The 18,947-nt window shown below is 61.1% G+C and carries 19 protein-coding genes; 16 read left to right on the forward strand and 3 right to left on the reverse strand.

What is annotated here, in order from left to right:
- Positions 1 to 87 precede the first annotated feature (87 nt).
- Both PRI8871_RS11410 and PRI8871_RS11415 read right to left on the reverse strand, forming a co-directional pair.
- Positions 88 to 1,368 carry a vWA domain-containing protein gene (locus PRI8871_RS11410; protein ID WP_108886348.1) on the reverse strand — a complete coding sequence of 427 codons (1,281 nt, stop codon included), beginning with the start codon at positions 1,366 to 1,368 and terminating at the stop codon, positions 88 to 90.
- Between the two features lie 89 nt (positions 1,369 to 1,457).
- The gene (locus PRI8871_RS11415) at positions 1,458 to 2,369 is read right to left on the reverse strand and encodes an AAA family ATPase (RefSeq protein ID WP_108886349.1); all 912 of its coding nucleotides are present in this window, start codon (positions 2,367 to 2,369) and stop codon (positions 1,458 to 1,460) included.
- Between the two features lie 246 nt (positions 2,370 to 2,615).
- Between PRI8871_RS11415 and PRI8871_RS11420 the strand changes: the two genes are divergently transcribed.
- From PRI8871_RS11420 to PRI8871_RS11495, 16 genes are all read left to right on the forward strand, one after another.
- Positions 2,616 to 3,647 carry a glycosyltransferase family 2 protein gene (locus PRI8871_RS11420; RefSeq protein ID WP_108886350.1) on the forward strand — a complete coding sequence of 344 codons (1,032 nt, stop codon included), beginning with the start codon at positions 2,616 to 2,618 and terminating at the stop codon, positions 3,645 to 3,647.
- Entirely contained in the window at positions 3,644 to 4,279 is a 636-nt protein-coding gene (locus PRI8871_RS11425; protein ID WP_108886351.1) for a sulfotransferase, read from the forward strand. Before PRI8871_RS11420 ends, PRI8871_RS11425 begins: the two co-directional genes overlap by 4 nt.
- On the forward strand, positions 4,276 to 6,609 hold the full coding sequence (locus PRI8871_RS11430) for a glycosyltransferase family 2 protein (protein ID WP_108886352.1): 2,334 nt from the start codon (positions 4,276 to 4,278) through the stop codon (positions 6,607 to 6,609). The genes PRI8871_RS11425 and PRI8871_RS11430 overlap by 4 nt, the downstream gene beginning before the upstream one ends.
- A gap of 3 nt (positions 6,610 to 6,612) precedes the next feature.
- Positions 6,613 to 7,299 (forward strand): FkbM family methyltransferase, encoded by a 687-nt coding sequence (locus tag PRI8871_RS11435; RefSeq protein ID WP_245897841.1) that lies wholly within the window; start codon positions 6,613 to 6,615, stop codon positions 7,297 to 7,299.
- Complete coding sequence (locus PRI8871_RS11440; RefSeq protein ID WP_108886353.1) at positions 7,299 to 8,351, forward strand: glycosyltransferase family 2 protein; 1,053 nt, start codon at positions 7,299 to 7,301, stop codon at positions 8,349 to 8,351. The genes PRI8871_RS11435 and PRI8871_RS11440 overlap by 1 nt, the downstream gene beginning before the upstream one ends.
- Positions 8,352 to 8,428: 77 nt before the next feature.
- Positions 8,429 to 9,361, forward strand: coding sequence for a phosphoadenosine phosphosulfate reductase (locus PRI8871_RS11445; RefSeq protein ID WP_108886354.1), 933 nt, complete (start codon positions 8,429 to 8,431; stop codon positions 9,359 to 9,361).
- A 50-nt stretch (positions 9,362 to 9,411) separates the two neighbouring features.
- A complete protein-coding gene (pyrC, locus tag PRI8871_RS11450) occupies positions 9,412 to 10,449 on the forward strand; it encodes a dihydroorotase (protein ID WP_108886355.1) in 1,038 nt (345 codons plus the stop codon).
- A 167-nt stretch (positions 10,450 to 10,616) separates the two neighbouring features.
- Positions 10,617 to 11,300 (forward strand): orotate phosphoribosyltransferase, encoded by a 684-nt coding sequence (locus PRI8871_RS11455; RefSeq protein ID WP_108886356.1) that lies wholly within the window; start codon positions 10,617 to 10,619, stop codon positions 11,298 to 11,300.
- A gap of 221 nt (positions 11,301 to 11,521) precedes the next feature.
- Positions 11,522 to 13,015 carry a replicative DNA helicase gene (locus PRI8871_RS11460; protein WP_108886357.1) on the forward strand — a complete coding sequence of 498 codons (1,494 nt, stop codon included), beginning with the start codon at positions 11,522 to 11,524 and terminating at the stop codon, positions 13,013 to 13,015.
- Positions 13,016 to 13,116: 101 nt separating this feature from the next.
- Complete coding sequence (alr, locus tag PRI8871_RS11465; protein WP_108886358.1) at positions 13,117 to 14,154, forward strand: alanine racemase; 1,038 nt, start codon at positions 13,117 to 13,119, stop codon at positions 14,152 to 14,154.
- Positions 14,151 to 14,936, forward strand: a complete 786-nt coding sequence (locus tag PRI8871_RS11470; protein WP_108886359.1) for an MlaE family ABC transporter permease — start codon at positions 14,151 to 14,153, stop codon at positions 14,934 to 14,936. Before alr ends, PRI8871_RS11470 begins: the two co-directional genes overlap by 4 nt.
- Positions 14,933 to 15,679, forward strand: coding sequence for an ABC transporter ATP-binding protein (locus PRI8871_RS11475; protein WP_108886360.1), 747 nt, complete (start codon positions 14,933 to 14,935; stop codon positions 15,677 to 15,679). The genes PRI8871_RS11470 and PRI8871_RS11475 overlap by 4 nt, the downstream gene beginning before the upstream one ends.
- An 18-nt stretch (positions 15,680 to 15,697) precedes the next feature.
- The gene (locus PRI8871_RS11480; protein WP_108886361.1) at positions 15,698 to 16,084 is read left to right on the forward strand and encodes a hypothetical protein; all 387 of its coding nucleotides are present in this window, start codon (positions 15,698 to 15,700) and stop codon (positions 16,082 to 16,084) included.
- Between the two features lie 27 nt (positions 16,085 to 16,111).
- Complete coding sequence (locus PRI8871_RS11485) at positions 16,112 to 16,558, forward strand: paraquat-inducible protein A (protein WP_245897842.1); 447 nt, start codon at positions 16,112 to 16,114, stop codon at positions 16,556 to 16,558.
- A 44-nt stretch (positions 16,559 to 16,602) separates the two neighbouring features.
- Positions 16,603 to 17,970 (forward strand): DNA repair protein RadA, encoded by a 1,368-nt coding sequence (gene radA / locus PRI8871_RS11490; protein WP_108886363.1) that lies wholly within the window; start codon positions 16,603 to 16,605, stop codon positions 17,968 to 17,970.
- 27 nt (positions 17,971 to 17,997) lie between these two features.
- Positions 17,998 to 18,567 (forward strand): CvpA family protein, encoded by a 570-nt coding sequence (locus PRI8871_RS11495; protein ID WP_108886364.1) that lies wholly within the window; start codon positions 17,998 to 18,000, stop codon positions 18,565 to 18,567.
- Between the two features lie 66 nt (positions 18,568 to 18,633).
- Here the strand turns inward: PRI8871_RS11495 and PRI8871_RS19430 are convergent, their stop codons facing one another.
- A complete protein-coding gene (locus PRI8871_RS19430) occupies positions 18,634 to 18,822 on the reverse strand; it encodes a hypothetical protein (protein WP_146188680.1) in 189 nt (62 codons plus the stop codon).
- Between the last annotated feature and the right edge of the window lie 125 nt (positions 18,823 to 18,947).

Genomic DNA, 18,947 nt, shown 5'->3' on the forward strand with positions numbered 1-18,947 from the left:
GTGGCCCGGCGCGACAGTGCCTCAGGAGGGTGCGGCACCTGTCACGTTCCTTATACGAAATTGATACGCACCACAGGATGATCTGGATCAAACTTGTTTGCGATCTTCCGACATCATCCGCATCAGGCGGTCTTTTTCGCCCATGTCATCGGGACGAGAGATCGCCTCGGCCAAATCTTCAAGCGACCGGATCGAATGCCCGGCGCGGAAACTGTCGACATGGGGCAGCATCGCCTTGATGCCCGTGGCCTTGGGCGCAAAGCCATCCCAGCGCAGCAAGGGGTTCAGCCAGATCAGCCTGCGCGACGACAGATGAAGCCGTTCCACGGCTTTGGCCAGTTCTTGCGCGTCGTCCCGGTCCAGCCCGTCGGTGATCAGCAGAACAACCGCGCCCTGCCCCATCACCCGGCGCGACCAGTCGCGGTTGAACGCGTGCAGACATTTGCCAATGCGCGTGCCGCCTTCCCAATCCTGCGCCTCTGCCCCAGCGGACTTGAGCGCGGCGTCCACGTCGCGGGTGGCCAGATGGCGGGTGATATTGGTCAGGCGCGTGCCAAATGTGAAGGCATGGACCTTGGCCCAGCCCTGCCCTTTTTCATTGGCAACGGCATGCAGGAAATGCAGCACCATGCGGCTGTATTGCGACATTGAGCCCGAGATATCGCACAGCACGATCAGATTGGGCCAACGCGGGCGCGGCTTCATCCGGGCGATGGTGCGCACCTCGCCGCCCATGCGCATGGATTGCCGGATCGTGCGGCGCCAATCCATCCGGCGGCCCTTAGGCGCGGCCATCCCCCGGCGCGAGGCGATGGGTTTGACGGGTAAGGTCAGCCGCGCAATCATGCGCTTGGCCTCGGCGATTTCTGCCGTCGACATCTGTTCGAAATCCAGCGAACGCAGTTTTTCCTCTTTCGACATGGTGAAAGAGGCATCGATCTGGATCTGCGTGCCCTCTTCTTCTTCGCGGTTTTCTTCCGCGTCGGGCATATCCGGGCGGTTGCCGTCGAGCAGCGCCTCGGCCGCGCGTTTTTCCGCGGCCTGCGCGGCCTTGTTTTCCTGAACCCCGCGCACCGCAGGCAGCATCAGGCTCATCATGTGTTCCATGTAGCGCGGGTCGCGCCAATAGAGCCGGAAGATCTGGCCAAAGACTGCGCGATGTTCGGGGCGGTTCACGAAACAGGCCTGGAGGGCGTAGTAGAAATCGGATTTGTCGGTAAAGCCTGCCGCCTCGACCGCGCGAATGGCATCAATCACCCGCCCCGGCCCGATGGGCAGGCCCGCCCGGCGCAAGGCACGGGCGAAATGGGTGATGTTATGCGCCAGCTTTGGATTGTCGGGCAGGTCAAGCGGGATGTATTCGGGCATGGCCTAGCCCTGCGCGCCGGGCGCGCAGCGGGGGCGCTGCCCCCGCACCCCCGGAGTATTGCCGGAAAGATGAAGGAGGGGGCGGCGCATCAGATCGGCTCCAGCGCGGCCTTGGCTTCGTCCAGCAGGCGTTTGGCCTCAGAGCCGTGAATGCGGGCGATGTCGTCCTGGTATTTGAGGATCGCGCCCAGCGTGTCCGAGATCACTTCGGGGCTAAGATCGATCACATCCAGTGCCAGCAGACATTTGGCCCAATCGATGGTTTCGGCCACGCCCGGCTTTTTGAACAGGTCTTCGGTGCGCAGGCGCTGAACGAAGGCGATCACCTCGCGGCTGAGGGATTCGCTGGCCTCTGGCGCGCGGGAGTGCAGGATTTCCAATTCGCGTTCGAAACCGGGATAATCGACCCAATGATACAGGCAGCGGCGTTTCAGCGCGTCATGCACTTCGCGCGTGCGGTTCGACGTCAGGATCACGATCGGCGGTTCAGGGGCCTTGACCGTACCTAGTTCAGGGATTGTCACCTGAAAGTCCGAAAGCGCCTCGAGCAGGAAAGCTTCGAACGGTTCGTCCGTACGGTCAAGTTCATCGATCAACAGGATCGGCGCACCCCGCTCGTCGGGGCGCATTGCTTGTAGCAAGGGGCGCTCAACGAGGAACTCGTCAGAAAACAACTCTGCCTGAAGGGTCTGTCTGTCGGCACCGCCCGAGGCTTCCGCCGTGCGGATCGCCACCATCTGTGCCGGAAAATTCCATTCATATACCGCACTTGACGCGTCAAGCCCTTCGTAGCATTGCAACCGGATCAAGCGACGGTCAAGCGCAATCGCCAGCGCTTTGGCGATTTCGGTTTTGCCCACCCCGGCCTCGCCTTCCAGGAACACTGGGCGGCCAAGTTTCAACGACAAGAACACCACGGTGGCCAGCGCGCGGCTACAGATATAGCCGGTCTTTTCCAGCAGGGTTTGCACGTCGTCGATGGATTGCGGCAGTTCGGTCATGGGCGGTCCTCCTGCCTTGTTGCTGCCTGCCGATGGCGCGGGGGTCAATAGCGCAAAGGTCGCACACCCGCATGAGGCGACGTTGTGCAATTGCCGAAGCGGCGTCATAATATTTCCCCAATGCTTTGGCACCAATGGCACAACTTCGGCCGGTTTGTTCCGGCTTTACACGATAACCGGGGATGAACCCGGCCAGTCCATGACGGCAACGAGCGGTCCAATGAACACAAGCCAGGCGGGACGTCCATGCGCGTAACCGCAGTGACATGCGTAAAGAATGAAGGCCCGTTCCTGTTGGAGTGGATTGCCTTCAATCGCCTGATCGGCGTCACCGATTTTCTGTTCTATTCGAATGATTGCAGCGACGGGACGGACCGTTTGCTTGATGCACTGGCGGCGCGCGGCGGTCTGGTGCATTTGCCCAACCCCGCCGAGGGGCGCAATTACCAGATGGAGGCGCTGAAACATTCGGCGCATCAGCCGGTTGTGCAACAGGCCGATTGGGTCTGGGTGGCCGATGTGGATGAGTTTCTGAACATCCATGTGGGCGATCACACGATCCCGGCGTTGATTGCGGCCTGCGGTGATCCGCATGCGATTTCCGTCTCATTTCAATTCTTTGCCAATGGCGGCGTCTTGGAGTTTGCCGACCGCCCGGTGATCGAACAATTCACCCGCAGCCATAACCCGGATCTGTGGACGCATGAATTGGCAATTGAGGTGAAGTCTTTGGTCCGGCGGGATTTCCCGCTGCAATACTACGGCGCGCATCGGCCCTTTTTCCGCAAAAACCTGCCCGATGGGAAACGTCCCAGTTGGACCGATGGGTCGGGCCGCCCAGTGCAGCACAAGTTTCTGATTGCCGAAAACAGCCGCCGCGTGCGCAAGTTTCCGGCGCGAGGGGCGCGCGACTATGCGACGCTCAACCACTATGCCTTGCGGTCGCTGGACAGCTATCTGGTCAAGAACGACCGCGGCGATGTGAACCGCGAACACCGCGCCTTTGACGACAGCTATTGGCGTGAACGCAATGACCCGGCATGGGAGGATCGGTCGATCCAGCGGTATTTGCCCAGCTTGGCACAGGCTTTGAATGAGTTGAAATCCGACCCCGAGATCAAGGCCTTGCACGATGACTGTGTTCGCCTGCACCGGGCAAAACGCGATGAATTGATGGCGCAGGACAGTTACCGCGCCATGTATGAGCAGCTGAAGGCGGCCCCCGTTGTGCCGCCAAGCGAGCTTGATCTGATACACCACCTGGGAGGCCGCGTATGACCAAACCCTGGATCATCAACCTCGGACTGCCGAAATCCGGCACCACCACGCTGCATATGGCGCTCGAAAGCGCTGGGTTGAAAGTGGCCGAACATCTGGTGCGCAAAGGCAGCACGCGCTTTACCCAAGAGGCCGATAGCCCCGTGTCGTCCGAACTCTACGAGGGTTATTACAAACGCGGTGACCCGCTGGCGCGGTTGGCGGGCTTTGACGCGCTGGCAGAAATCAGCATTCTGCAACGGCACCTGTCGCAATGGCCGCAAACCGATTTTGGCCTGCTGCAAACCATCCGCGTGCTGTACCCCAAAACGAAATTCGTCGCCACGTGGCGCGACCCTGAGGCGATATCAGATAGCATGATGCGCTGGCGCAATCTTGGCACCCAGCGCGTGCCAAAGCTGCACATTCCGGGGCTACCGCCGGGCTATGGGTTCACGACCGATGAACAGGTGCGCTGGATCACGGCGCATTACCTGTTTCTGGAAATGATGTTCGCAGGCGATCCGAACTTTCTGTTGCTGGATGTGGCAGCCCCCGATGCGCCGAACCAGTTGGCCGCCTTTACCGGCGCGCCGATTGCGTGGTGGGGCAAGGCCAACGTCAACCCTGACACGGCCCCGACGACCGTATGAAGATCATCCTGCATATCGGGCCAGACGCCGAGGCCTCAAGCCGCCTTCAGGCCGTGATGGATGCCAAGCGCGGCGCGATGCTGCAACGCGGGGTCTTGTTTGCCCGCAGCCCGAATGCCCGCAATCACACGCGCCTGTTCATGGCGGTGCCCGACCCGGACAATGTCGATGTGCTGCGCTTCAATCGCGGGTTTCTGGCGCCTGACAAACAGGCCGCCTTGGCCGAAGAGGTGATGACCAAACTGACGGATGAAGTTGCGCAGGCCTCGCCTGATACGCTGATCCTGTCGGCCCATCACTTTGGCGCGTTTCTGGCCCGCCGGTCCGAGATTGCGCGGCTGCGGTCCATGCTGGCGCCGCTGTCCACCGATATCAGCGTCGTCGCTCATGTCGAAGATCCCGCCCGCATGCTACTGCGCCGCTATGCGCTGCAATTGATGGACGGGCGCGCGCGGTCATTGGCGATGGAGCTGTCGTCGCTTGGGGCCGCAAGCTGGTGGGATGAGTGCCTGACCAAACGCCCGATGGCCAACCCGCGCCATAGCGTGTTTCCCGATGTTCAGGGGCCGTGCCACTGGCTGGATTTTGCGCGGCTGGTGACCGAATGGGACGCGGTGTTTGGCGCGGGCGCGACCCAGCTTCGGGCGCTGGACATGGCGCAAATGCATTCCGCAGACGTGACGCGCGAAATTGAACAAGCCTTTGGCATTTCGGGCCAAATCGGCAAGGCCGACTTCGAGGATTTGCCGCAAGCCGCCTCGGCTGCATCGCTGACCCGGTTTCGCCAGTTCAACGAGGTCCTGTTCCGCCTGATTGCCAAAGACGGCATCAGCGTGCCGCGCCTGCAATGGGGGCGGATGCTGAACGAAATCGCGGTGGACGGCCCAGCGCCTGAGGCAGGCAGCCTCCACAAGGTATCCGCCCGGTTCGCGCCCATGCTGGCCGATCTGCGCAAGGCCCATCCTGCCTTGACAGATGCAGCCCTAACCCCCGACGCCCCCCTGCCCGATTGGCGCGAGGCCGATCCGCTGTTCGGCTACCGGCCCACGCAATATGTCGCCGCCTATCGCTATCGTATCAACAAAGCCGCGAATGAGGCCCCCGCCTTGGATGCCGCCGATGCGCCGGTGCCCACGGGGCAAAACCTGTCGCCTATGGCGGAAAAACTATTCACCCCGCTGGCCCGGCAGAAGTTCGAATCCATCAGCAAATCGGTCTTTGCCCCGCACAACCGCATTGGCACCACCGACGAAGAAACCGACCAGCCGCCCTATTCCCCTGCCGCGCCGCGCGATCTGCGCAATGACAGCACAGGCCGGGTGATTGTCGGCTGCATGAAGAACGAAGCCCCCTATATCCTTGAATGGATCGCCTATCACCGCTGCATCGGCATCGACAGTTTCATGATCTTCACCAACGGCTGTGAAGACACCACCGACCCGTTGCTCAAACGGCTAGAGCAGATGGGCATCGTCCATCACCGCGACAACGAAGGCTGGACCGGGAAATCCCCGCAGCAATATGCGCTGAACAAGGCGATCAAAGACCCGGTGATCCGCAAATCGGACTGGATCATCCATATTGACGTGGATGAATACATCAATGTGCGCTGCGGCAATGGCACCCTAGATGACTTTCTGGACCGCGTGCCGGACGCCACCAATATCGCGATGACATGGCGGTTGTTTGGCCATGGCGGCGTCACCGCGATGCAAGACAAGCTGGTCATCGACCAATTCGACAGATGCGCCCCGAAATACTGCCCCAAGCCGCATACCGTCTGGGGCTTTAAGACCATGACGCGGAACATCGGGGCCTATGGCAAACTTAGCTGCCACCGCCCGAACCAGTTGAAGGATGACAAGGCCGATCAGGTGCGCTGGGTCAATGGCTCCGGTCAGGACATGACCAAAGAGGCCCTCAAGAACGGCTGGCGGAATTCGAAACGGTCGATCGGCTATGACCTGCTGCAACTGAACCACTACGCCCTGCGCAGCGCCGATAGCTTTCTGGTCAAGCGTCAGCGCGGGCGGGCGCTGCATGTGAACCGGTCGATTGGGCTGAATTACTGGATCCGCATGGATTGGAACGAAGCGCGCGATGTCACAATCCGCCGCAACATCCCCCGCGTGCGGGCCGAGTTGGACCGGCTTCTGGCCGATGACACCCTGCGCCGGTTGCATGACGAAGGCGTCGCCTGGCATCAGGCCAAGGCCCAGGAATTGCATCAGTCCCCCGAGTTTGAAGAGTTGTATCAGCAAGCTGTTGCATTGCGCCTGACCGACACGGAACGGGCCTCCTATGCGCTGGCGCTGGATGTGGAGAGTTAAGCCATGGATGCGATTGATATGGGTGTCGAGTTTGTCAAAAGCCGCGGGATGTATTTTCCCAAGGCCCCGTTTCTGACGGGTCGTCCGCGCAAGGCGCTGCGGCTTGGAACATACGACCATCAAAAGGCCGAAGCGGCGCTGCGGGTCATCCGATCTGACGACCGAGTGCTGGAACTGGGCGCGGGCATCGGCTTTCTGTCCACTCTGCTGGCCACCAAACGGCAAGTGCAATCCATCCATTGCTATGATGCAAACCCCAAGCTGGTTCGATACATCCGCGAAGTGCATGTTGCCAATGGCGTGGTGCAGGCACAGGTGCATAACGCAGTTCTGTCCGCCGAAGCTGGTGATCCTGTGCCGTTTTACGAACGGGACCATTTTCTGGATTCGTCGCTGGACGCCAGCGATGAGCCGCCCCTCGCCGAACATCAGGTGACCCGCGCCACCTTGGCTGAGGCGATGGAAACCGCCCGCCCCACTGCCCTGATCAGCGATCTTTCCGGGGCCGAGGCTAAGGTTCTGATCGGCACCGACCTGACCGCGCTGCGTCTGGCGATTATCGAACTGGACACCGCCGCTTTGGGGCAAACCGGCGTTCAAACCATCTTTGACACCATGGCCGATGCGGGCTTGACCTACTTCCCCCGTGCCAGCGACAAGAAGGTCGTGACCTTTCTTAAGGGGTGGTGATGCGAATCCTTGCCGTTCTGTGCGTCCGAAACGAAGGCGCGTTCCTACTGGACTGGCTGGCGCATCACCGCGCCGCCGGGGTGACGGATTTCCTTGTCTTTTCAAACGACTGCTCGGACGGCACCGACAAAATCCTTGATTATCTGGGCGATCAAGGCTGGCTGACCCATGTGCGCAATGACGGCCCCTACGACAAACGCGGCATCCAGTTCACCGCGCTAAAGGCCGCCGCCAAGATGCGGGAGGTCAAGCGCGCCGACTGGATCTTGCCGCTGGACATCGACGAATTTGTCAACGTGCATGTGGGCGATCATACGCTGCCCGCGCTTATCGCGGCGCTGCCCGACGCCACCGCCGTCACCCTGACGTGGCGACTGTTTGGCAACAGCGGCGTGGCGCAGTATCGCGACCTGCCGATGACCGAACAATTCACCCGCGCCGCCCCCGTCATCATGCATTGGCCATGGCGCAGCGCCATGTTCAAAACCCTGTACCGCAATGATGGCGTCTATGGCGGGCTTGGAGTTCACCGCCCGCGCAACCCCGACAAGGCGCGCCTGTCCGACGCCCGCTGGTTTGATTGCATGGGCCATGAATTGGACGACAGTTTCAAGACCAAGCGGATCTTCAGCAACTACGGCCGCAACAACTACAAACTGGCGCAGTTGAACCACTACCCTCTTGGTGCAATGGAAAGCTATATCCTGAAGGCCGATCGTGGACGCGCCGTTCACAACGAACACGATCTTGGCATGGATTACTGGGTCGAGCGGAATTTCAACACCGACGAAGACACCTCGGTGCTGGCGCTGAAGGATCAGGTGGCGGCGATCCGGTCGGAATTGGCAGGCGATGCGCAACTCTCACATATGCATGCCCGCGCGGTGGAATGGCGGCGCGAACGCTTTGACCAGTTGATGATGGAGGAACCGAACCGCGCCCTGTTTGGCCGCTTGGTTATGGCCCCGCCATCGCGGCCATTGTCGCCAAAAGCGGCCCAATTCCTGATTCGATATGCGCATAAGGCGCATGGCACGTTCGATTCGCCCTGAATTCGCTTAAATACCGGCTAAAAAACGAACGCCCCGACCATCATAACCCATCAACCTACCCTCAGCCGGAGCGCCCAATGTCTGCCACCAAAGACCCCGCCACTTTCAAACTGACCGGTCGTCCCGGTCGGGATTGGCGTGATGCCGTGGCCGCGCTTGGCAATGAACACGGGTTCTTTGAACCGCTTGGGCCGGGGCACTCGGCCGTGTTTCTGGATCGGGGGGATACGCTTCTGGTCAGCTTTGAATCCGAATTCGGCATTCAAACGCTCAGCCCATCGGCAACCCCGTTGTCGTTCGATGTGGCGCAGGAAACCGGTTGGAGCGTTCTGACCGTGCTGTGCACCGGCAACACGTGGTATCGCGATGTGTCTGTTCAGGATTTCTTTGACCAGCTGCGCGAAGACGGATTTTTGCAAGATTTCAAACGCGTTATCTTTTTCGGCGCAGGCCCCGGCGGCTATGCGGCGGGGGCCTATAGCGCGGCTTTGCCCGGTGCGCGGGTGGTGATGATCCAACCGCAGGCCACCTTATCGCCGGACCTGACAGGATGGGACGACCGGTTCCGCGATATGCGCAGGCTCGATTTTTCGGGACGTTACAGCTATGCACCTGAGATGGTCAAAGACGCGGCTGCGGCCCATGTGATCTTTGATCCGCGCGTGCCCCAAGACGCCATGCACGCCGCCCTGTTTGCCGGGCCAAACGTCAAAATGCACCGGATGCCCTTCATGGGCGATATGCTGATCCAAGATCTTATCACGCTAAAGGCCATGCCATACATTCTGCACGCCGCCGCCCATGACCGCCTGACCACCCACAGCTTTGCCAAGCTGGCGCGGCTGCGGCGCAAATACGTGCCCTATCTGCGCCGGTTGCTGGCCCATCTGGAACGCAGCGAACGCTATGATCTGGCCGCACGCCTGTGCCGCAATCAGGTCGCGACCCGCGACGCGCCCTATTTTGCCCGCCGCCTGGCCATTGCCGAAAAGCGTCTGCGCGGCGAATAGCGCGGGATTGACGCTTTCACCGCGCCGCGCTTGGGTGTAATCCCTGCGCCATGACCAGCCAGATCACGATCCGTCGCCCCGACGATTGGCACCTGCATCTGCGCGATGGCGCAATGCTGGCTGCCGTTGCCCCCGAGACCGCCCGCCATTTTGGCCGCGCGATCATTATGCCAAACCTTGTGCCGCCCGTTGTGACGGGGGCGCAGGCCGCCGCCTATCGCGAGCGTATCATGGCCGCGCTGCCCGTAGGATCGGGCTTTCAGCCGCTGATGACCTGCTACCTGACCGAGGACACCGACGCCGAGGATCTGGCGAAGGCCAAGGCCGATGGCATCATCACGGCGGTGAAACTCTACCCCGCCGGGGCCACCACGAACTCGGCCAGCGGTGTGACGAATTTCGACAAGGTGCGCCCGGTGCTGGAACGTATGGCCGAGATCGGCCTGCCCCTGTGCGTGCATGGCGAGGTCGTGGACAGCGATATCGACATTTTTGACCGCGAGGCCGTGTTCATCGACCGCGTGCTGGACCCGATCCGCCGGGCGACGCCGGACCTGAAGGTGATTATGGAGCATATCACCACCAGCCAAGGCGTGGACTATGCCCGTGCGGGCGGTGCCAATCTGGGCGCGACGATCACGACGCACCATCTGGTGATCAACCGCAACCACATTCTGGTTGGGGGCATCAAGCCGCATTACTACTGCCTGCCCGTGGCCAAGCGCGAAGAGCATCGCCTTGCCCTGCGCGAGGCGGCCATGTCGGGGGAAGCGACCTTCTTCCTTGGCACCGATTCCGCCCCGCATCCCGATCACCTGAAGGAACACGCCTGCGGCTGCGCCGGGTGCTTTACCGCGACCAACACCATGTCGGTGCTGGCCGAGGTGTTCGAGCAGGATGGCAAGCTGGATAAGCTGGAGGCCTTCGCCTCGCTCAATGGTCCGGCCTTTTATGGTCTACCCGCCAATGGGGACACGATCACGCTGCAAAAGGGTGATCCAGTGGACTATCCCGCAAAGATCCCGGCGGGTGACGATGAAGTCACCGTGTTCCAGCCCGGCTTCCCGCTGCACTGGCGCGTGGTGTAACCAACGACGCCGCCGCGCCCCCATCGAGGGCGCGCGGCGGCGGTCCGGCCTTGCCGGACGGCCCGGCGGCACGGGCTGCGCAACAATCCTGACGGCTCCCTTCCCCCGAGGCTAAAAATGGCGTATGGCCCAGCCAAACCGCCACACCGCCTAAAGGAGCCCTGCCGATGATCCCCTCCAGCTATCCCTCAAAGGAAGAAATCGCCCGCCTGACCGCGCGCATGTTGCTGGAGATCGGCGCGGTGAATTTCCGCCCCGAAGAGCCTTATATTCTGGCCTCGGGTCTGCCTTCGGCGACCTATATCGACTGCCGCAAGCTGATCAGCTTTCCGCGCATCCGCTCGACCCTGATGGATTTCCTGACCGTCACGGTGATGCGCAACGCGGGCTTTGAAGCCTTTGACAACATCGCGGGCGGCGAAACCGCGGGCATTCCCTTTGCCGCACTGGTGGCCGAACGCATGGCCCTGCCGATGACCTATGTGCGCAAAAAGCCCAAGGGCTATGGCCGCAACGCGCGAATCGAAGGCGCGATGACCGAAGGCCAGCGCGTTCTGCTGGTCGAAGATCTGACCACCGATGGCGGATCCAAGCTGTCCTTTGTGGATGCGATCCGCGAAACCGGCGCAAGCTGTGGCCACACGGCGGTGATCTTCTACTACGGCATTTTCCCGGAAACGGAAAAGACGCTTGGCGATCATGGGGTTGACCTGCACTACCTGTGCACCTGGTGGGATGTTCTGGCCGAAGCCCGCGCCATGGGCGCCTTCAGCGAAGAGACCCTGACCGAGGTCAAAGCCTTCCTCAAGGCGCCGCGTGCGTGGCAGGAAGCGCGTAAAACCCAACGCTAAGCCCCCCGCCGCAAAAGCGGGCAAGCGCGGAAATTCGCGCAACAGCCTATCCAAAAGTTCAGGCGCCTGTTGGCGCAAACCCACAAAATGTTGACAAGCCCCCCGCCACAAATGCCATAATTTGTGGCGGACGGGTTATCCACAGAACCGCCCCCAGAAACATACACTTTGCGTGGGCGGGCGCAGATGGGCTATGCGGTTGGCCTGGGGTGAAAGACATCATGAACGAAATTACAGCATTCAATCCGACCGGCGCCGAGATCCAAGCGCCCGATACCATGCCGCATTCCGTCGAGGCCGAGCAGCAGCTTCTGGGCGCGATCCTGACCAACAACGACATCTATGACAAAGTCGCCTCGGTCATCAATTCGCAGCATTTCTACGACCCGGTACATGCCCGGATTTACGAAGTGGCCGCCGCCCGCATCGCCAAGAACGCGCTTGCCTCGCCGGTGACGCTCAAGGCATTCCTGGAAGATGACGAAGGTCTGAAAGAACTGGGCGGCCCGGCCTATCTGGTGCGCCTTGCGGGTGCTGCCGTTAGCTCCTTTGCCGTGCGCGACTATGCGCAGATGATCTATGATCTGGCGATCCGCCGCGATCTGATCCGTCTGGGCCGTGATATTTCCGACCGCGCCGCCAAGGTCGATGTTGCCTCAGAACCCAAAGAACAGATCGTTGAGGCCGAACAGGCGCTCTATAAGCTGGCCGAGCAGGGCCAATCCGAAAGCGGGTTCCAATCCTTTCTGAAGGCCGTCACCGAAGCGGTGAACGTCGCCAACACCGCCTATCAGCGCGAAGGCGATCTGGCGGGTATTTCCACCGGTCTGATGGATCTGGATAAGAAACTGGGCGGCTTGCACAAGTCCGACCTTCTGATCCTTGCCGGTCGTCCCTCGATGGGGAAAACCTCGCTGGCGACGAACATCGCGTTCAACGTGGCCAAGGCCTATAAGCGCGGGCTGATGTCGGACGGGTCCGAAGGCGCGGTCCAAGGCGGCGTTGTCGGCTTCTATTCGCTGGAAATGAGCGCCGAGCAGTTGGCGGGCCGTATCCTTGCCGAAGCAGCCGAAATCTCTAGCCACAAGATCCGTCAGGGCGACATGACCGAGGAAGAGTTCCGCCGGTTCGTGGAGGCCGCCAAATCGCTTGAGGCCTGCCCGCTTTATATCGACGACACGCCCGCCCTTCCGATCGCGCAGCTGGCCGCCCGCGCGCGGCGTTTGAAGCGGACGCATGGGCTTGACCTGCTGATCATCGACTATCTGCAGCTGGTGCGCGGCACGGGCCGAAGCGAAGGCCGGGTGAACGAAGTTTCGGAAATCACCATGGGCATGAAAGCCATCGCCAAGGAATTGAACATTCCGGTGATCGCCTTGTCCCAGCTGTCGCGTCAGGTCGAAAGCCGCGACGATAAACGCCCGCAGTTGTCGGACCTGCGTGAATCGGGCTCGATCGAACAGGACGCGGACTGCGTTATGTTTGTGTACCGCGGTGAATACTACAAAGAACGGGAAAAGCCGGGCGAAGACGATCTGGCCGCGATGGAGACCTGGATTCAGGATATGGAACGCCTGCATGGCAAGGCCGAGGTCATCATCGGCAAGCAGCGTCACGGCCCCATTGGTACGGTCGAACTGGCCTTCGAGGCGCAGTTCACCCGTTTCGGCAACCTTGCCAAGCAATGGCAGAACAACGACGGCGACGCCTATTAACCTCCGCTTGGCCTGCGCATCGCGGGCCAAGCCCTGCCCCATAGGGCGCAAGCGGCGATTTTTGCCCTTGACCCAAACGGCATTCGTGCCAAACAGCGTGTATGGCACAGGCAACTCTTACAATTGATCTTTCCGCACTGCGCAGCAATTGGCGCAACCTCAACAGCATGACCCAAGGCGAAACTGGCGCCGTGGTCAAAGCCGACGCCTATGGGCTTGGCGCGGGTGAGGTGGCCAAGGCGTTGATGAAGGAAGGCGCGACCACCTTCTTTGTGGCCCTGACCGAAGAGGGCGTGGCCCTGCGCAAGGCCATCGGCTCTGGCCCGGTGATCAACGTGTTTTCCGGCCATATGCCCGGCGATGCGATGGCGCTGCGCGATGCCAATCTGACGCCGATGCTCAATTCCATCGACCAGATGCTGAACCATGTCGAAACCCTGCCCGGCCATCCCTTTGGCGTGCAGCTGGACACCGGCATGAACCGTCTGGGGATGGAACCTGCGGAATGGTCCGCCCTGCGCGACATCGCCCTGTCGCAGCGCCCCACCCTGATCATGAGCCATCTGGCCTGCGCCGATGAACCAGATCACCCGATGAACGCCCATCAGCTTCAGGTGTTCCACCAGATGACCGACGGGCTGGATGTACCGCTGTCGCTGTCGGCGACGGGCGGCATTCTGCTTGGCCCCGATTATCATTTCGACCTCTGCCGCCCCGGCATCGGCCTTTACGGCGGGCTGCCCTTTGTTGAGGCCGCCCCGGTCGTGTCGCTGGATGTGCCGGTCATTCAGGTGCGCGATGTGACGCCGGGCGAAAGTGTCGGTTACGGCAATTCCTGGGTTGCCCGCACGCCCGCCCGCATCGCCACCATCGCCGCCGGATATGCCGACGGGCTGATCCGCGCCATGGGCCCCAAGGCCCATGTCTGGGCAGGCGAGACGCGCTGCAAGATCATTGGCCGCGTGTCGATGGATATGATCGCCGTGGATGTCACCGCGCTTGAGGATGTGCCGGAAACCGTTGAAATGCTTGGCATGCATCAATTTGCCGATACGCTGGCCGATGCGGCAGGCACCATCGGATATGAGATCCTGACCTCGCTTGGCCAACGCTATCGCCGCCGGTACTTGGGCGCATGACCCCCCTGATTGCGGCACTGGCGACCCTTGGCCGTGTGGCGCTGGCCTTTTTTGCCTCGGTCGGGCGGGTTGCCCTGTTCGCCGCATCCACCATCAGCCATGCCTTTCGCCCGCCCTTCTACGCGCGCGAATTGGCCAATGCACTGTTTCATGTCGGCTGGCTGTCGCTGCCTGTGGTGGGCCTGACAGCGGTCTTCACCGGCGGGGCCTTGGCGCTGCAAATCTACGCAGGTGGTGCCCGTTTCAACGCCGAAGCCGTGGTGCCGCAGATCGTCGCCATCGGCATGGTGCGCGAATTGGGTCCGGTGCTGGTCGGTCTGATGATTGCGGCCCGTGTCACATCATCCATCGCCGCCGAAATCGCCACGATGAAAGTGACCGAACAGATTGACGCGTTAGTGACGCTATCCACCCATCCGATGAAATACCTTGTGGTGCCGCGCGTTCTGGCGGCGCTTCTGGTCGTGCCGCTGTTGGTGGGCGTGGGCGATATCATTGGCATCATGGGCGGCTATGCCGTGGCCACCGGAACTCTGGGCTTCAACGCGGCGGCCTATCTGAAGAACACCGCCGATTTCCTGCAACTGGCGGATATTTTGTCGTCCTTGGCCAAGGGCGCGGCCTTTGGCTTTATCGCCGCGCTGATGGGGTGCTATTTCGGCATGCAATCGGGCCGCGGCGCACAAGGCGTGGGCCGCGCGACAAAGGGCAGTGTTGAGGCTGCGGCAGTGCTGATCCTTGCGGCAAACTTCCTTCTGACGGGGGTGTTCTTTTCGCTATGATCGAAATGAAGAACGTCCATAAAACCTTTGGAACCAATGCTGTTCTGCGCGGCATTGACCTAAGCGTCGCCAAGGGCAGCAGCCTTGTTATCATCGGCGGGTCCGGCACGGGCAAGTCGGTGACCATCAAGTGCATCCTTGGCCTGATTGAACCCGATAGTGGCCAGATCCTTGTCGATGGCAAAGACGCCAGCATCGGCGACCGCGATGCCTTTCTGGCTCGGTTCGGAATGCTGTTTCAGGGCGCGGCGCTGTTTGATTCCCTGCCCGTCTGGCAAAACGTTGCCTTCCGCCTGCTGCGCGGATCGCTGAAACGCCCCCGCGCTGAGGCGCGCGAGATCGCGATTGAGAAACTGCGCCGCGTTGGTCTGACGCCCGATGTCGCCGACCGCCTTCCGGCCGAGCTGTCAGGCGGGATGCAAAAGCGCGTAGGCCTTGCCCGCGCCATTGCCGCCGACCCCGAGATCATCTTTTTCGACGAACCCACTGCCGGGCTGGACCCGATCATGGCAGGGGTGATCAACGATCTGATCCGCGAGATCGTGGTTGAGATGGGCGCGACCGCCATGACCATCACTCATGATATGAACAGCGTCCGGGCCATCGCCGATAACGTGGCGATGCTGCATGACGGGGTGATCAAGTGGAACGGGCCGGTGACCGATCTAGATACCACCGAAGACCCATACCTGCACCAATTCATCACCGGCAGTGCGACCGGCCCCATCGCCGCCATCCGCTAGACCCTCAGGCCAAACGCTATGTTCAACCTTGAACCAAATTACACTGTTCTAAGCTTTTTCTTCATCAAGAAGTTCCTGTTTTTGCAGGCAATTGCGGTTTTGGCCCTTGCCCGTCTGGCCCTTGGTCCTGCGCTGGCGCGTCTGTTTGCCTTGGCCGCCTTCGTGCTGGCGGTGATCGGTATCGCTACGACCTTTGCCCCCGCCATGGGCTGGACCGGTATACCCGGCCACGGCCATGCCGCCCGCGCCATGATCTGGCAGTCGGGCATGGTGGCGATGTTGCTGCCGGCCTTGGTGCTGATGGGCAGTGCCATCGCGCGCCCCCGCCGCGCCCCGTGGATCGAGGTTCTGACATTTCTGGCCATCGTGGGCCTTGTCGGGCTTTGGATCGCCACCATGTTCTGAGCCATGGTTGAGGCGCAACGACATATCATGCAGCGCATCGCGATCTGGCTGAACCTTGCGCTTTTGGTGCTTTATCCGCTGTCGTGGTTCGCTCCCTTGATCCGCGCGGGGCTTCTGCCGCTGTTTGGCCTGTCTGAGATCAGCGTCGCCACCGGCATTCTGGCCCTTTGGGAAAAGGATATTTTCCTTGCGCTGGTCGTCATCCTTTTCGCGCTGGTGGCGCCAATGGCAAAAACCGCCGGTCTGGCCTTGGTGCAATTTGGCCGGATTGGCACACGGTTCAAACCGGGTTTGCGCGTTTTGGGGACATTGGCCATGGCCGATATCTTCCTCATTTCGCTTTATATTACGGTGGCCAAGGGCATCGGCGTTGGCACGGTGGAAACCGCTTGGGGGCTCTATCTGTTTTCAGGCTGCGTTCTGACCTCGCTCGCGCTGAGCTACATTCCGCAATTCAAGCCCGAGCAGCCTTAGCAAGCGGCTTGGCAAGGCGGGCGATTTGGGGCAACAACACAGGCATGGCCAAGCAAATTGCACGATATGTCTGCCAGTCCTGTGGCGCGGTGACGACCAAATGGTCGGGGCGCTGCGACGGCTGCGGCGAATGGAACTCCATTGTCGAAGAAACCCCGCTATCTGCGGGTCCATCCAGCAAAAGCCTTGGGGCCGTACGGGGCAAGAAAATCCCCCTGTCCACGCTGTCCAGCAAAGAGGCTCCGCCGCCCCGCACCATCAGCGGGATGGGCGAACTTGACCGCGTTCTTGGCGGCGGATTGGTTGAGGCTTCGGCCATTTTGGTGGGCGGTGATCCGGGCATCGGCAAGTCGACCTTGTTGCTTCAGGCGGCGGCGCAGTTTGCCAATGCCGGTTTGAAAGTCATCTACGCCAGCGGCGAAGAAGCCAGCGCACAAGTTCGTATGCGCGCGCAGCGTCTGGGGCTCGCGGATGCGCCGGTGATGCTGGCCGCTGAAACCAACCTGCGCGATATCCTGACCACGCTTGAGGCCGAAAAGCCCGATCTGGCCATCGTCGATTCCATCCAGACCATGTGGGCCGACAATGTCGATAGCGCCCCCGGCAGCGTCAGTCAGGTCCGCGCCGCCGCGCATGAACTGACGACCTTTGCCAAGCGCATGGGCACCGCCGTCGTCATGGTGGGCCACGTCACCAAAGACGGCCAGATCGCCGGGCCCCGTGTGGTCGAACACATGGTCGATACCGTGCTCTATTTCGAGGGCGAGCGCGGGCATCAGTTCCGCATTCTGCGCGCCGTGAAAAACCGCTTTGGCCCGGCCGATGAAATCGGTGTCTTTGAAATGACCGGCGCAGGCTTGGCCGAGGTGGGCAACCCATCGGCCCTTTTCCTGAGCGAGCGCGGCGCACCAAGCCCCGGATCGGTGGTCTTTGCCGGGATCGAAGGCACCCGCCCGGTCTTGTGCGAATTGCAGGCGCTGGTCGCCCCGACCCCGCATGCCCAGCCGCGCCGCACCGTGGTTGGCTGGGATGGTGGTCGTCTGGCGATGATTCTGGCCGTGCTGGAGGCCCGCTGCGGCATTCCTTTCGCCGGGCTGGATGTCTATCTGAACGTCGCGGGTGGCATGAAAATCAGCGAACCCGCCGCCGATCTGGCTGTGGCCGCCGCGCTACTGTCCGCACGCGAAGACACCGCCCTACCCGCCGAGACTGTCGTTTTCGGCGAGATTAGCCTATCGGGGGCACTCAGACCCGTCTCGCAGGCGGAAAATAGGTTGAAAGAAGCGCAGAAACTTGGTTTCACAGCGGCGATTGCGCCGCAAGGCGGCAAGATCAGCGCGACGGATGGCATGTCATTGACCCAGATGGGCGACCTGACCTCCTTCGTTGGAGACATTTTTGGCGCAGGCTAGCGCCTTGGAAAGAGGGCCAGAGGACTCATGGAAGGTTTTACAGCCGTAGACGCGGTGGTTGCCGTCATCATCATTCTGTCGGCCCTGTTGGCCTATTCGCGCGGCGTTGTGCGTGAAGGCATGGCCATTGTCGGTTGGATCGCTGCGGCAATTCTGGCCTATCTGTTCGCACCGCAAGTGCGCCCCCTGATGACCGAAATCCCGGTGATCGGCAGTTTCCTGTCCGATAGCTGCGAACTTAGCGTGATTGCAGCCTTCTTTGCGGTCTTCGCGGTGGCTTTGGTGATCGTGTCAATGTTCACCCCGCTGTTTTCATCTCTGGTGCAACGGTCGGCCCTTGGCGGCATCGATCAGGGCCTTGGGTTCTTGTTCGGCGTGGTGCGCGGCGTGCTTTTGGCGGCCATCGGTTTCTTTGTTTATGAAACCGTGGTTGTTGGCCAAGATGTTGCGATGATCGACAACAGCCGTTCGGCCGCGATCTTCGGCAAATTCACCGGCCGCATCGAAGACCAGAATCCCGAACAGGCGCTTGGCTGGATCACCGGTCAGTATGAATCGCTGATGGGCAGCTGCGAAGCACCAACCTCGGGCAGCTAATCAAGCCTGAAAAAAGCGTTAAACGGGGCTGCCTTTGGCGGCCCTTTTTCGTTTTGCACCTGCGACCTATTGTCCTTTGCCTTTGGACCGGCGGTGTAAAACATCCATCATCACCCCGCCATAGACAAAGGCCGCCAGCCCCGGCGCCAATAATGCCCAAGTCGGCCCCGGTGCACCGGACATCAGCTTCCATGTCCCGACAGTCGTCAAAACCATGCCTACAACGGTTATCAGCCCCGCCTGTCCGCGTGTCATTGTCCCAAACCTTGTTCGCTACGTGCCAAGAGCCACCATCCCGTGTGCCAAACGTACAAAACAAATCCGGCAAAAACGTGAAATATTATCCTTTCGTGACATACCCGGACCAAGGCTCTAAAAGG

Origin of the sequence: Pseudoprimorskyibacter insulae, assembly GCF_900302505.1 — a bacterium.
Lineage (GTDB): Bacteria > Pseudomonadota > Alphaproteobacteria > Rhodobacterales > Rhodobacteraceae > Pseudoprimorskyibacter > Pseudoprimorskyibacter insulae.

Excerpts from the sequence above, each read along its gene's own strand:
- PRI8871_RS11435 (WP_245897841.1), top strand. The coding sequence starts at position 6,613 with ATGGATGCGATTGATATGGGTGTCGAGTTTGTCAAAAGCCGCGGGATG.
- PRI8871_RS11440 (WP_108886353.1), top strand. The coding sequence starts at position 7,299 with ATGCGAATCCTTGCCGTTCTGTGCGTCCGAAACGAAGGCGCGTTCCTA.
- PRI8871_RS11460 (WP_108886357.1), top strand. The coding sequence starts at position 11,522 with ATGAACGAAATTACAGCATTCAATCCGACCGGCGCCGAGATCCAAGCG.
- PRI8871_RS11495 (WP_108886364.1), top strand. The coding sequence starts at position 17,998 with ATGGAAGGTTTTACAGCCGTAGACGCGGTGGTTGCCGTCATCATCATT.
- PRI8871_RS11410 (WP_108886348.1), bottom strand. The coding sequence starts at position 1,368 with ATGCCCGAATACATCCCGCTTGACCTGCCCGACAATCCAAAGCTGGCG.
- pyrC (WP_108886355.1), top strand. The coding sequence starts at position 9,412 with ATGACCAGCCAGATCACGATCCGTCGCCCCGACGATTGGCACCTGCAT.
- PRI8871_RS11475 (WP_108886360.1), top strand. The coding sequence starts at position 14,933 with ATGATCGAAATGAAGAACGTCCATAAAACCTTTGGAACCAATGCTGTT.
- PRI8871_RS11455 (WP_108886356.1), top strand. The coding sequence starts at position 10,617 with ATGATCCCCTCCAGCTATCCCTCAAAGGAAGAAATCGCCCGCCTGACC.
- PRI8871_RS11430 (WP_108886352.1), top strand. The coding sequence starts at position 4,276 with ATGAAGATCATCCTGCATATCGGGCCAGACGCCGAGGCCTCAAGCCGC.
- PRI8871_RS19430 (WP_146188680.1), bottom strand. The coding sequence starts at position 18,822 with ATGACACGCGGACAGGCGGGGCTGATAACCGTTGTAGGCATGGTTTTG.
- radA (WP_108886363.1), top strand. The coding sequence starts at position 16,603 with ATGGCCAAGCAAATTGCACGATATGTCTGCCAGTCCTGTGGCGCGGTG.
- PRI8871_RS11480 (WP_108886361.1), top strand. The coding sequence starts at position 15,698 with ATGTTCAACCTTGAACCAAATTACACTGTTCTAAGCTTTTTCTTCATC.
- PRI8871_RS11425 (WP_108886351.1), top strand. The coding sequence starts at position 3,644 with ATGACCAAACCCTGGATCATCAACCTCGGACTGCCGAAATCCGGCACC.
- PRI8871_RS11485 (WP_245897842.1), top strand. The coding sequence starts at position 16,112 with ATGCAGCGCATCGCGATCTGGCTGAACCTTGCGCTTTTGGTGCTTTAT.
- PRI8871_RS11415 (WP_108886349.1), bottom strand. The coding sequence starts at position 2,369 with ATGACCGAACTGCCGCAATCCATCGACGACGTGCAAACCCTGCTGGAA.
- PRI8871_RS11420 (WP_108886350.1), top strand. The coding sequence starts at position 2,616 with ATGCGCGTAACCGCAGTGACATGCGTAAAGAATGAAGGCCCGTTCCTG.
- PRI8871_RS11470 (WP_108886359.1), top strand. The coding sequence starts at position 14,151 with ATGACCCCCCTGATTGCGGCACTGGCGACCCTTGGCCGTGTGGCGCTG.
- alr (WP_108886358.1), top strand. The coding sequence starts at position 13,117 with ATGGCACAGGCAACTCTTACAATTGATCTTTCCGCACTGCGCAGCAAT.
- PRI8871_RS11445 (WP_108886354.1), top strand. The coding sequence starts at position 8,429 with ATGTCTGCCACCAAAGACCCCGCCACTTTCAAACTGACCGGTCGTCCC.